The sequence below is a fragment of the Pseudomonas sp. NPDC089569 genome (genome assembly GCF_050280625.1).
In the GTDB taxonomy this organism is placed as follows: domain Bacteria; phylum Pseudomonadota; class Gammaproteobacteria; order Pseudomonadales; family Pseudomonadaceae; genus Aquipseudomonas.
In genome coordinates, this window is record NZ_JBNNVQ010000140.1 from 1 (window position 1) to 12,539 (window position 12,539).

General features: G+C 60.1%; 13 protein-coding genes. 2 read left to right on the forward strand and 11 right to left on the reverse strand.

Annotated elements, in window-relative coordinates:
* Positions 1–114 precede the first annotated feature (114 nt).
* The 7 genes from ACQKP2_RS29710 to ACQKP2_RS29740 form a co-directional block, all read right to left on the reverse strand.
* A complete protein-coding gene (locus ACQKP2_RS29710) occupies positions 115–444 on the reverse strand; it encodes a GlpM family protein (RefSeq protein ID WP_427581882.1) in 330 nt (109 codons plus the stop codon).
* A gap of 20 nt (positions 445–464) precedes the next feature.
* Complete coding sequence (locus tag ACQKP2_RS29715) at positions 465–1,793, reverse strand: sigma-54-dependent transcriptional regulator (protein WP_427581861.1); 1,329 nt, start codon at positions 1,791–1,793, stop codon at positions 465–467.
* Positions 1,790–3,691, reverse strand: a complete 1,902-nt coding sequence (locus ACQKP2_RS29720; RefSeq protein ID WP_427581863.1) for a sensor histidine kinase — start codon at positions 3,689–3,691, stop codon at positions 1,790–1,792. Before ACQKP2_RS29720 ends, ACQKP2_RS29715 begins: the two co-directional genes overlap by 4 nt.
* A gap of 160 nt (positions 3,692–3,851) precedes the next feature.
* Positions 3,852–4,586 (reverse strand): amino acid ABC transporter ATP-binding protein, encoded by a 735-nt coding sequence (locus tag ACQKP2_RS29725; RefSeq protein WP_427581865.1) that lies wholly within the window; start codon positions 4,584–4,586, stop codon positions 3,852–3,854.
* On the reverse strand, positions 4,583–5,254 hold the full coding sequence (locus ACQKP2_RS29730; RefSeq protein WP_427581866.1) for an amino acid ABC transporter permease: 672 nt from the start codon (positions 5,252–5,254) through the stop codon (positions 4,583–4,585). The genes ACQKP2_RS29725 and ACQKP2_RS29730 overlap by 4 nt, the downstream gene beginning before the upstream one ends.
* A complete protein-coding gene (locus ACQKP2_RS29735; protein ID WP_427581868.1) occupies positions 5,254–6,000 on the reverse strand; it encodes an amino acid ABC transporter permease in 747 nt (248 codons plus the stop codon). Before ACQKP2_RS29735 ends, ACQKP2_RS29730 begins: the two co-directional genes overlap by 1 nt.
* A 194-nt stretch (positions 6,001–6,194) precedes the next feature.
* A complete protein-coding gene (locus ACQKP2_RS29740) occupies positions 6,195–7,109 on the reverse strand; it encodes a glutamate/aspartate ABC transporter substrate-binding protein (protein WP_427581870.1) in 915 nt (304 codons plus the stop codon).
* Between ACQKP2_RS29740 and ACQKP2_RS29745 the strand changes: the two genes are divergently transcribed.
* The gene (locus ACQKP2_RS29745) at positions 7,102–7,224 is read left to right on the forward strand and encodes a hypothetical protein (protein WP_427581872.1); all 123 of its coding nucleotides are present in this window, start codon (positions 7,102–7,104) and stop codon (positions 7,222–7,224) included. The two genes, ACQKP2_RS29740 and ACQKP2_RS29745, sit on opposite strands and share 8 nt — an antisense overlap.
* A gap of 161 nt (positions 7,225–7,385) precedes the next feature.
* Here the strand turns inward: ACQKP2_RS29745 and ACQKP2_RS29750 are convergent, their stop codons facing one another.
* Positions 7,386–9,014, reverse strand: a complete 1,629-nt coding sequence (locus tag ACQKP2_RS29750) for a glucan biosynthesis protein D (RefSeq protein ID WP_427581874.1) — start codon at positions 9,012–9,014, stop codon at positions 7,386–7,388.
* A gap of 417 nt (positions 9,015–9,431) precedes the next feature.
* Between ACQKP2_RS29750 and ACQKP2_RS29755 the strand changes: the two genes are divergently transcribed.
* A complete protein-coding gene (locus ACQKP2_RS29755) occupies positions 9,432–9,617 on the forward strand; it encodes a hypothetical protein (RefSeq protein WP_427581876.1) in 186 nt (61 codons plus the stop codon).
* Between the two features lie 128 nt (positions 9,618–9,745).
* On the opposite strand, the gene ACQKP2_RS29760 is transcribed toward ACQKP2_RS29755, so the two are convergent.
* The 3 genes from ACQKP2_RS29760 to ACQKP2_RS29770 form a co-directional block, all read right to left on the reverse strand.
* Positions 9,746–10,258 (reverse strand): BRO-N domain-containing protein, encoded by a 513-nt coding sequence (locus tag ACQKP2_RS29760; protein ID WP_427581878.1) that lies wholly within the window; start codon positions 10,256–10,258, stop codon positions 9,746–9,748.
* Positions 10,259–10,653: 395 nt separating this feature from the next.
* Complete coding sequence (locus ACQKP2_RS29765; RefSeq protein ID WP_427581880.1) at positions 10,654–12,138, reverse strand: APC family permease; 1,485 nt, start codon at positions 12,136–12,138, stop codon at positions 10,654–10,656.
* A 224-nt stretch (positions 12,139–12,362) separates the two neighbouring features.
* Positions 12,363–12,539, reverse strand: a 177-nt coding sequence (locus tag ACQKP2_RS29770; RefSeq protein WP_427579350.1) for an aldehyde dehydrogenase family protein, incomplete at its 5' end; no start/stop codon positions are given.

A 12,539-nucleotide genomic window follows, 5' to 3' on the forward strand; every position in this document is an offset into this window, starting at 1 on the left:
CCTGTAGGAGCGAGCACGCTCGCGATGGACGTTAACGATGACGCGGGCAGTCTGGCTTCCCACGGTGTTCTTGCGTCCATCGCGAGCGTGCTCGCTCCTACAGGGATGGGGCGGTCAGGCGTGGACGCGAACCCAGACGCTGACAAGCACGGTCGCGGCCATCAACCAGGCCACCGCCGCGACCGCCAGGGAGGCTTCCAGACGCATGCGGTCGACCATCACGTATAAGGTGGCCAGGTAGACGAAGTACGGAATGATCGACCACATTCCAAACACGATGGTGGTCTTCAGGTCGTCGATGGACCGGCCCTTGCCGACGATGTAATGGGCAATCAGCGCAAAGGTCGGAAACAGGGGCACCAGGCCGGCGATGTAATAGTTTCGGGTCTTGGCCAGGGCGGCAAGGATCACCACCACCGCCGCGCCCAGGGTTGCTTTGAGAATCAGGTCCACGCGGGTCTCTCTTAATGGCTGAGGCCGTACTTTTTCACTTTGTCGAACAAGGTGGTCTTGGCCATGCCCAGCTCCTGGCTGGCCTGGGTCAGGTTGCCGCCGCTGCGTTGCAAGGCATCGCCGAGCAGGTTGCGCTCGAAGGCTTCCACCGCTTCGGCGAACGCCAGCCCCTGAGTGTTGCCGCCCGCGCCGGTCTTCTTGAATGCCGGCAGGCCCAGGGCAAAACGCTCGGCGACATTGCGCAGTTCACGCACGTTGCCAGGCCAGTCATGGCTCATCAGGCTCGATACGGTCTGGTTATCCAGTTCGGGCGCAGCGCGGTCGAAACGCAGGGACGACTGCTGCAGAAAATATTCGAACAGTTGCAGGATGTCTTCGCGGCGCTCGCGCAGGGGCGGCAGTTCCAGTGTCACGACATTGAGACGGTAATACAGGTCGCTGCGGAACTCGCCGGCCTTGCTCGATTCATCCAGATCGGACTTGGTCGCGGCAATCACCCGGCAATCCACGGCCACGCTCTGGTTCGAACCCAGGCGCTCCAGGGTGCGCTCCTGCAACACCCGCAGCAGTTTGATCTGCAGGGGCAGGGGCATGCTTTCCACTTCGTCGAGGAACAACGTACCGCCGTCGGCGTGTTCGATCTTGCCGATCCGTCGCTTGCCGGCGCCGGTGAAGGCGTTGGCTTCGTGGCCGAAGATCTCGCTTTCGAACAGGTTTTCCGGCAGGCCGCCGCAGTTCAGCGCGACGAACTGGCGGGTGTGGCGGCGGCTGAAATCGTGCAGGCAGCGCGCAACCAGTTCCTTGCCGGTGCCGGTTTCGCCTTCGATCAGCACGTTGGCCGAGGTATCGGCGACATTGGCGATCAGTTCGCGCAGGTTCTGCATGGCGGGCGAGCGGCCGATGATCCGCCCTTCAAGGGAGTCGCGTTCGGCCAGTTGCCGGCGCAACGACGAGACTTCCCGCGCCAGGCTGCGTTGTTCCAGTGCCCGGCGGGCCACATCCACCAGGCGCTCGGGGGAGAAGGGCTTCTCCATGAAATCGTAGGCGCCTTTCTGCATCGCGCCGACGGCCATGGAAATGTCGCCGTGGCCGGTAATCAGCACCACCGGCAGGCTGCGGTCGCGGGCCTTGAGTCGGGACAACAGCTCCAGGCCATCGATGCCCGGCAGGCGAATGTCGCTGATGACGATGCCGGCAAAGTTGTCGCCGACCTGCGCCAGGGCCTCCTCGGCGCTGCCCACGCCGATGCACGGAATGTCTTCCAGGGCCAGCGCCTGTTGGCAGCCCAGCAGCACATGGGGGTCGTCTTCGACGATCAAAACGCTAAGTTCGTTGTTCATACTGGCTCGGCGGGAGTGGAGCTTACCAACGGTAAACTGAGGACGAATGCGGTGCCGCCGCTGGTCGGGTGCTCGACACCCAGGTGACCACCGGTGGCGGCGGCCAGGCTTGCGGAGAGGGTCAGGCCCAGGCCGAGACCCTGTTCGCCGGGTTTGGTGGTGAAGAAAGGCTCGAACAGATGCTTGCGCGCTTCGGCGTCGATGCCATGGCCGTTGTCGCGAACGCGCAACCGGTACTTGCCGTCTTGCACGTCGCCTTCGAGCCATAACTGCGGCTGTGGCTGGGCCTGCATGGCGTCGAGGGCGTTGCCGATGAGATTGACCAGGATCTGCTCCAGTCGAGTCTGATCGATCCTGACCTGCACATCTTCGAAATGACGATGTAGTTGCAGCGGGGCGTGCTCCAGCCGACCATCCAGCAACTGCAAGGCAGCATCCACGGCCTTGCCAAGGCACGCCTGGCCCTTGTCGTCGCCACGCCGGGCGAAGGCGCGCAGGCTGGCGGTGATGCGGCCCATGCGGTCGATCAGTTCGTTGATGGTCTTGAGGTTGGTGCTGGCCACATCGAGCTGCCCGCGTTCGAGGAAACGAACGGTGTTGCCCGACAGCGTGCGCAATGCGGCCAGCGGCTGGTTCAATTCATGGGCGATGCTGGTGGACATCTGCCCGATGGCTGCGAGTTTTCCAGCCTGTACCAGTTCGTCCTGGGCACGACGCAAGGTCTCTTCGGCCTGACGCCGCTCGCGGATCTGCGCCTTGAGCCGTTCGTTGCTGGCGCGCAGGTCGCCGGTGCGTTCGGTAATCCGACGCTCCAGCTGACTGTTGGCTTGCTCCAGGGCTTCCCGGGCGGCGAGGCGAGTGGCGATCACCTTGCGCCGCTCGTTCCAGGCGATCAGCAGGAACGCCACCAGGCCAAACGCCACAGCCACCAGAATGCCCTGGTTGATGGCTTCACGGCGCAGGTCCTGCAAAGGTGTCAGCAGGGTGAAATTCCACGGTGTATCGCTCAAGGGGCGGGTCTGCGACAGGTAGCTGATGTTCTCGTCGTCGGACACCAGTTCACTGTTGGCCGGAAAGGTGAGTTTTTCCACACCCTCGGACAGGGTTTCCCGGGCCAGCGGTTGCAGTTCGTTGAGCGGGAACCAGTAGTACTGAAGACTGCGCGCCAGTTTTTCCTTGGTTTCGTCGCTCAGCGGGATCACCGACTTCAGGCGCCGCGCCGGATCGCTGGAGAGAATGATGATGCCGTTCTCGTCGCTGACGAAGGCTTCCAGGCGTGCCCGCTGCCAGCGTTCTTCCATGGCTTCCAGGCGAACCTTGACCACTGCGACTCCGATGATCTTGCCGTGTTCTTCCAGGCCATGGGCCAGGTAGTAGCCGGGTTCGCCATTGGTGCTGCCGATGCCGTAGAAACGCCCCGGCTGACCGCGCACGGCGTTCTGGAAATAGGCGCGAAAGGACAGGTCTTCGCCCAGGTAACTGTCGACATCGCGCCAGTTGCTGGTGGCCATGACCCGACCGGTGGTGTCCATCACATAGATGGCCCGGCTGCGGCTGCGCCGGTTCAGGCCTTCAAGGTAGTCGTTGACTGTTTGCCGGTGCTCCGGCGTCGGGTCGCCCAGCAGCGTCGACACGCTGGTTTCCAGCTCCAGCAAACTGGGCAGGTAGGTGTATTTGCTGATTTCGCTCTCGACGGCGCGGGCGTGCAGTTCCAGCTGGCGCTGGCCGTTTTCGCCGAGGCTGCGGATGGCGTAGTGCTCGCTGATGCGAAAACCCGCGTAACCCAGTCCGATCATCAAGGCGATGATCAGCGGCGGCAGGAACAGATGGCGAATCAGGCGGGGTTTCACGGCGAGTGATGGCGACGTGTCGCGATAGAGTGGGGGGTCGCATTTCATCACAGATGCCTTGGGTCAACCACAACACAAATCTTCAGATCTACATCGCTCCCTCCGTAGGAGCCAGCGGTGCGGCGATCCGACTTGCCGGCGAAGGCGTACTTGAGATCGCCTTCGCCGGCAAGCCTGGCTCCTACGGGGGGGAGGAGCGGTGATTTGTTTAGTGCTGCAGAATCTTGTTGAGGAAGTGCTGGGTCCGCTCGGCACGGGCATTGATGTCACCGAAGAACTCTTCTTTCGGGCAGTCCTCGATGATCTTGCCGGCGTCCATGAAGATCACGCGGTCGGCCACTTTACGGGCGAAGCCCATTTCGTGGGTCACGCACATCATGGTCATGCCTTCGTGGGCCAGTTGCACCATCACGTCCAGTACTTCGTTGACCATTTCCGGGTCCAGCGCCGAGGTCGGTTCGTCGAAAAGCATGACGATCGGGTCCATCGCCAGCGCACGGGCAATCGCCACGCGCTGTTGCTGACCGCCGGACAATTGCCCCGGGTGCTTGTGGGCATGAGCCTTGAGGCCGACGCGTTCGAGCAATTGCAGGCCTTTTTGGGTGGCTTCTTCCTTGCTGCGGCCCAACACCTTGATCTGCGCGATGGTCAGGTTCTCGGTGATGCTCAAGTGCGGGAACAGTTCGAAATGCTGGAACACCATGCCCACGCGCGAACGCAGCTTCGGCAGGTTGGTCTTCGGGTCGGCGATGGACGTGCCGTCGACCACGATGTCGCCCTTCTGGAACGGTTCCAGGGCATTGACGCACTTGATCAGGGTCGACTTGCCGGAGCCGGACGGTCCGCACACCACGATCACTTCGCCTTTCTTGACCTCGGTGCTGCAGTCAGTCAGCACCTGGAAGTCCCCATACCACTTGTTGACGTTTTTGATAGAGATCATACGGCGAACCTTTTTTGCAGACGCTTGACCAGCTGCGAGGCGGCAAAGCTGATGATGAAGTACACGAGACCTGCGAAGATCAGGAACTCATTGGAGCGGCCAATGATGTCGCCACTGGCGCGCGAAGCATTGAGGAAGTCCACCAGGCCGACGGCATAGACCAGCGAGGTGTCCTGGAACAGGATGATGCTCTGTTGCAGCAACAGCGGGGTCATCTTGCGGAACGCCTGCGGCAGGATGATCAGGCGCATCATCTGGCCGTAGGTCATGCCCAGCGCCTTGGCGGCACCCATCTGCCCCTTGGGGATCGACTGCACACCGGCGCGGACGATTTCGCAGAAGTAGGCCGCTTCGAACATCATGAAAGCCACGATGCACGAGGTGAACGCACCGATCGGCGTGTCTTCGCCGGTGATCCAGCGCAGCACGAACGGCACCGCCAGGTAGAACCAGGTGATGACCAGCAGCAGTGGAATCGAGCGGAAGTAGTTGACGTAGGCGCCGGCCAGGTTCGACAGCAGTTTGCTGTGGGACAGGCGCATCAACGCCAGGACGGTGCCGAGGATGATCCCGCCGATTACGCCCATCGCCATCAGCTTGAGGGTCATGAGCATGCCGTTCCACAGGCCCGGCAGGGACGGAATGATGCCCGAGAAGTCGAATTCCATCATTTACCCCCTACGGAAATCAGGCCCGGTACGGCGACTTTCTTCTCGACCAGACGCATCAGCAGCATCAGGCTCATGTTCAGCGTGAAGTAGATCAGTGTTGCCAGGGTGAACGCTTCGAACAGGTTGGCGGAGAACTCGGCGGTCTGTTTGGTCTGCGCGAGCAGCTCCATCAGGCCGATCAGCGAGGCCACGGACGAGTTCTTGAAGACGTTCAGAAACTCCGAGGTGAGCGGCGGAATGATGATCCGGTAAGCCTGGGGCAACAGCACGTTCCAGTAGATTTGCGGCAAGGTGAAACCCATGGCGCGGGCAGCGGATTCCTGTCCCTTGGGCAGCGCCTGGATACCGGTACGTACCTGCTCGCAGACGCGGGCGGTGGTGAACAGGCCCAGGCACACGACAACGCTGAGGAACGCCGAGGTGGTCGGGTTCAGGTCCTGCTTGTACCACTCTTGCAGGTTCTCCGGCAGCAGGTCGGGCACCAGGAAGTACCAGATGAACAGCTGAACCAGCAGCGGCACGTTACGGAAGAGTTCGACGTAGCAGGTGGCGATACCCGATACGATGCGGTTCGGCACGGTGCGCATGACGCCCAGGATCGAGCCCAGTGTCAGGGCGATGATCCAGGCCGCGACGGCGATGGCAATGGTCCAGCCCAAACCGGAAATGAACCAGTCGAGATACGTCTCGCTGCCCACGCCGGTGGACTTGAAGAACACGCCCCAGTCCCAGTTGTAATTCATTAGGGTCTCCCCTCGGATTCGATCGATGTACAAATGCCCGCTTGGGGGAAACTCCGTTCCCGCCCGATCCTGACGATCGGGCACACGCGCTCGGCTCGACAGCCACCGGTGCGAGTGCTTCCAGACAATGCCAGCAGGGAGTGACACCTCCCGAAAGGGCAGCGGCCCTTTCAGGAGATAAGGTTAGTCAGAAATCAGGATTTCTTGTCGTCAGCCGCTTTATCGGTCGGATTGGCGATCAGGGCCTTGAGCTCATTGCTCATCGGGAATTCGAGGTTCACGCCTTTAGGCGGAACAGGCTGCTGGAACCACTTGTCGTAGATCTTGTTGATCTCGCCCGAGGCGTAGGTGGCCTTGATGGCGTCATCCACGACCTTTTTGAACGCCGGGTCGTCTTTGCGCACCATGCAGCCGTAGATTTCGTAGGACTGTGGAGTGCCGGTCACAGCCCAGTCAGCAGGCTTCTTGGCCTTGGCCATTTCGCCGGCCAGCAATACGTCGTCCATCATGAAGGCCACTGCACGACCGGTTTCCAGCATCTGGAAGGACTCACCGTGATCCTTGGCGGAGATGACGTTCATGCCCATCTGCTTGTCGGCATTCATCGCCTTGAGGATGCGCTCGGACGTGGTGCCGGCGGTGGTCACGACGTTCTTGCCCTTCAGGTCGTCGAAATCCTTGTAGGCCGAGTCTTTCTTGGTCAGCAAGCGGGTACCGACTTCGAAGATACCAACGGAGAAGTCAACCTGCTGCTGGCGCTCGACGTTGTTGGTGGTGGAGCCGCACTCCAGGTCCACGGTGCCGTTCTGTACCAGCGGAATACGGGTTTGCGAAGTCACCAGGTTGTATTTGACCTGGAGGTTGGGCATGTCGAGGTCTTTTTTCAGGGCTTCGACGACTTTCAGCTGGATATCGTGGGAGTAGCCGACCGGTTTGCCGGAGGCGTCCGCGATGTAGGAGAAAGGAATGGAAGCGTCGCGATGCCCGAGGGTGATCACACCGGACTCTTTGATTTTCTTCAGGGTGCCGGTGAGTTCGGCGGCGAAAACTGGCGTGCTGATCAGAGCGGCAGCAATGGCTGCGCCCAGGATATGGGGAACGATGCGCATCAAATTTTCCTCGACATTGTTTTTTTTATGGAGCCAGTTGATCGGCCCTTTGTGCATTGAATGCCTGCTGGCTCCTGAAGTGTTGGCGCAGCAGGCATTCGTCGAAGAAGTGTAGAGCATGACTCATGCCAGGCCAGGCTGAATGAATCAACTTATTGATTTATAAGGAGAATTAAATATTTTTGACGAACTTTTCAAGGCCCGGAGATCCGGTTATCCGAACCGACCGACGGGTCGCGTTCGGAAAACCGAATGGGTGCCTGGCGCAACCCCGAATCAGCTGTACTTGCGCTTGTCCGGTGCCGGTGGGAAGTACTGGTACAACCAGGTTTCACTGAGCGTGCGCTCATTGGTGCGAATGAACAGCCGCAGTTCCACTGGGTCGACGCTGTCGTTGGTCGGGTACCAGTCGAAGAGAATCCGGAAACCCTTGATGTCGTCGAGCGCCAGCACGCTGAAATCCTTGACCTGCCCATTCGAACAGGTGACCACCGGCTCGATGCCCGCGCCCTGGGGCAAGCGATCCAGGCCGCCGCCGGTGAAGTCCACCGCGAAGCGCCGCGCCCAGACTTCCGGGTAATGCTCGCCCGGTGCCCAGCCTTCGGTGAAACCGCCCATCCCGGAACGGGTCGCATGGACCCGTGCCAGGGGCGTGCCGACCGGCGGCAGGGCGCTCCAGTAGAGTTTGTAGCCGTAGTTCAGCGAATCGCCGGCCGCGACCGGTTTCTTCGGCGTCCAGAAGGCGACGATGTTATCCAGGGTTTCGCCGGTGGTGGGAATCTCCAGCAAATCCACGGAGCCTTCGCCCCACGGCGTGGTCGGTTCGACCCACAGGCTCGGGCGCCGGCTGTACCAGTCCACGGTGTCCTGATAACTGGCAAACTCGTGATCGGTCTGTACCAGGCCGAACCCCTTCGGATCGTTGTCGGCAAAGGCGTTGAATTGCAGGGTGGCCGGGTTGTTCAGCGGACGGCAGATCCACTCGCCATTGCCGCGCCACATCGCCAGGCGATCGGAGTCGTGGATCTGCGGATGAATGGTGTCGCACATGCGTCGTTCGTGGGTGCCGCAGCTGAACATGCTGGTCATGGGGGCAATGCCCAGTTGTTCGATGGCGGTACGGGCGTTGACGTGGGCGTCGACCTCCATCACCACGCGCTCGGCCTGGCAATCGATGTCAAAGCGGTAAGCGCCGGTGGCACTCGGGGAGTCGAGCAAGGCGTACACCACGAAGCGGGTGCTGTCCTTGTCCGGCGTCTCGAACCAGAACTTGCTGAAGTCGGGGAATTCTTCGCGCTTTTTGGCGTAGGTGTCGATGGCCAGGCCGCGTGCCGACAGACCGTACTGGCCGGTAGCGTCCACTGCCCGGAAGTAGCTGGCGCCGAGGAAAGACACCACATCGTGCTTGTCCAGCTCCGGCGCCTTGAACAGCTTGAACCCGGAGAAACCCAGGTCGCCCTTGAGCTGCTGGGTATCGACCGAGGTGTTTTCATAGTTGAACAGCGAAGGGCGGAAATGCACTTCGCGCGCCGTTTTGGCCTTGGGATCGACGCTATACATACGGACCGGCTGGCGGAAACCCATGCCGACGTGGAAGAACTGCACGTCCAGTTGACCCTTGAGGTCTTTCCACAACGAATGGTTGCCGTCGTAGCGGATGGCGTTGAAGTTCTGCGGCGTCATGGTCGCCAGTGTCGGCGGCAGCACCTGCTTGGTGTCTTGATAGGTTTTGCCGGCAAGCTGTTTGGCCTGGTTTTTCAGGGATTCGAAGTCGAAGGGCAGGGCCTCGCCATCGGCGGCCCCGGTATCGGCTGCCCAGGCGCGGGCGGCGAGCAGGCCGGTAGCAGACAAACCGGTGTAGGCAGCGATGGCCATGGAGGCCTTGAGCAAGTTCCTGCGGTGCATAATTACAACCCTGTCGTGAACAATCCCGCGCCGTTCCTGGCACGTACTGGATCGGAAATAACGGTTCGGACATGCCTTCGGCCAAACGCGACGGACTTTAAACAGATGCCGGATAGCTTAAACCGTTCGATTGCAGAGCAAAAATGCTTGATGGCACGACGCTAGCGCCGGAATGAAACAAGACGTGTCGGGAAAGAATTCCGACAGCCCCTTCTGAATTAAAGGGCATTTCTGCTTTTTTCGACTAATTACTCTAAAAACCACTTTTCAGCGCCGGGAATATTCCTATTCTGTGCTCATGACCGGTTTATGCCCTTCGGGCCGGTGTTGGTTCAGTTGGCACAAATGCGGCAGCTGAAACGAATCAGGGCGATGCGGTTTCTGAAGTTTTCTTTGACGAAGAGAAGGACATCGTCCATGTCGAAAGTACAAGGCATCACCGAAATGTTGGGGATTTTTCCATGCCTGGGCAGCAGTCGGCGAAGGCGCCGGCTCAATTCCGAGGAGATGAAACTGGTGGAGCGCTATCGGGAGCTGTCGGAGAGCGACCGGATTGCGATGAGGTATCTGGTGGATGCGATGCGGAGTGTTTCGCGGTTTTGAGGCTGTGCGGGTTAAGTGTGTAGGAGCGAGCATGCTCGCGATGGTCTAAAGAACGCCGCGTAAAACCAATAAATACGCGTAATCGTTAACCACCATCGCGAGCATGCTCGCTCCTACAGGAGGTCCCTTTACTTGCAAGTCCCCACAAAAGGGGAAGGTCGCTGCACCTGGATCAATTCAGGCATGTCTCGCCATTTGACCCACGCGTGTTGTTGGTAATGCAGCAAAGGCACCGTGATGCCAGCCCAATTCAACGAACTCAGGCTTGGCAGGTTTTCCAACGCCGCCGTCTGCGTATTTCGCAACATCGGAACCACCTCGTGACTCAGCCATTGCCGCAAATTGCGGTTTTCCGGAATGAAGTGGTGAACCAGCAATGCGTACACCCCCGATTCACTGACCATCAGCGATTCGAGCGTTTTGCCGTCTTTCAGCAACCAGACATGGCGACGCTGATCGGGATCGAGCTTTTGGATCAGCCGTTCGTTCAGAGGTTTGCCCATCAGGCGGCCTAGATCCTGGACGCAGAACCAGGCTTGGTTATCGTGCATGAAGGTGTGGAGGAAACGGTTGTGGCGAGTGAAGACGGTTGGGGTGAAGTAGCTATGAACATCGTGCGTATTTGATGAATGCTTTTGCATGTTCGACTCCATGTTGAAAAAGGAGCCGCCACTAATCCTTCGACAGATTTAGGTGGCGGATCGTGCGGCGTTCGAAGTCGGGACACTCTTTATCAACATGGAAGCCAAGAGGCCCGCGCCACACGACCCGCCATAACGTGAAACTGAAAGGCAAAAAAATGCCCCAGCTCATATGGGGGCGCAGATGCGCCATGTTGATAGGTTCCGGCTTCGACTCCGGGTCGCTGATTTGGCAGCGACGGGACAAAGCCTATCGGTCAGGCGCTCGCGGCGCCAAGTCTACTCTGGCGACGCGTGATGTAGGAACTGAGGGTTTTTCGGGAGGGAGCATTCTGTAGGAATGCTTACTAAGCAAAGCTCGCTCCGGGACCCCACTGATCCCGGAGCGAATTACATCAGTGACTCACCTTCCACGCATCCCCAGCAGGCGCCGTACCGTGGTCATACGGTTTGGCGATCCACATGTAGAGCAGGCCCAAGCCAATCACGATGGCGGTGCTCAGGACCATGGCGTAGTTGATGTACCACGCGGCGTCCGGCGTGCGTGGCCAGGCCATGTTGATGATGGCGCCGACGCCGTAGGCCAGCGCGCCGATGTTCACCAGCCAGCCCCAGGCACCCAGGCTGAATTTGCCGCTGGGCTTCCAGCCTTTCATGCGTGCGTACAGCGCGGCGAGCACGATCATCTGGAAGGCCAGGTAGATGCCGATGGCGGCGAAGCTGACGATGGTGGCGACCGCATCCTGCAGGAAGAAGCCGAGGATGATGATCAGCGCCGGCAGAACGCCCGACACGAACAACGCGGCAACCGGAACCTGTGTTGTAGGCGAAATCTTTTTCAGCAGGCGGCTGCCGATCACCATTTCGTCACGCGCATAGGAATACAGCAAACGGCTCGCCGCCGCTTGCAGGCTGATGACGCAGGAGATGAAGGAAATCATCACCACGCCCATCACCATTTTCGAACCCACCGGACCGAAGGCGTTGTTGAGGATGGTGCCGACCGGGTCCTTGTCGGTGCCGTTGATCACCGCTTGCATGTCCGGCACGGCGAGGATCAGCGCCAGGCAGGCGAACATCGCGGAGACGCCGCCGATGTAGATGGTCATGCGCATGGCCACCGGAATCCGTTTGCTCGGGTTCGGTGTTTCCTCGGCCACGTCGCCGCACGCTTCGAAGCCGTAGTACAGGAACATCCCCGCCAGCGACGCCGTCAGGAAGGCCGGCAGGTACGAGCCGTCGACCTTGATGTCGAAGGTGTTGAACAGCACGCTGATCGGTTGATGGCGTTCGAAGATCAGCAGGTAGACACCCACGATCACCGCACCCATCAGTTCGCAGAGGAAGCCGAACATGGCGATGCGTGCCAGGGTCTTGGTGCCGCTCAGGTTGACCAGGGTGGCGAACAGGGTCAGCACCAGGGCAATGACGATGTTGGTGTTGTTGTTCGGTTCGAAACCGAGCATGGCCGCCAGATACGGACCGGCACCTACAGCAACCGCAGCGATGGTCACGCACAGGGCGATGGAGTAGATCCAGCCGACCATCCAGGCCCAGCGTTTGCCCACCAGGCGACGGGCCCAAGGGTACACGCCACCGGAAATCGGGAACTGCGAGACCACTTCACCGAAGATCAGGCACACCAGCAATTGGCCGCAGCCGACCAGCAGGTAGGTCCAGAACATCGGTGGGCCGCCGGCGGCCAGGCACAGGCCGAAGAGGGTATAGACCCCTACGACTGGAGACAGGTAGGTGAAGCCCAGGGCGAAGTTTTCCCACAGGCTCATGCTGCGATTGAAGTTGGAGGTGTAACCCAGTTTTCGCAGTTGCTCGGCATCGCTGTCGGCAACGGCTGCAGAGAGATCGGATGATGAACTCATGTGTGTTTGCTCCGGAAAATCGGCAGATTTCGGATGTCCGATACCGTGGCGGGGCCTGGGAGGCACCGTCCGGATCGGTGGTTATTGTTGTTTTCGTTTGCCTTGAAACCTGGTGGTGCGTAGAGCCGGTTTCTGCCCTGAAACCGAGGTGATGCCATCGCGAGCAGGCTCGCTCCCACAGTTGATCGCATTCCCCTGTGGGAGCGAGCCTGCTCGCGATGCTTTTAGTGCTTGAACATCACATGCCGCACGACGGTGTAATCCTCCAGCCCATACATCGACATGTCCTTGCCATAACCGGAGAGCTTCTGCCCGCCATGGGGCATTTCGCTGACCAGCATGAAGTGCGTGTTGACCCAGGTGCAGCCGTACTGCAAGCGGGCCGACAGGCGATGGGCGCG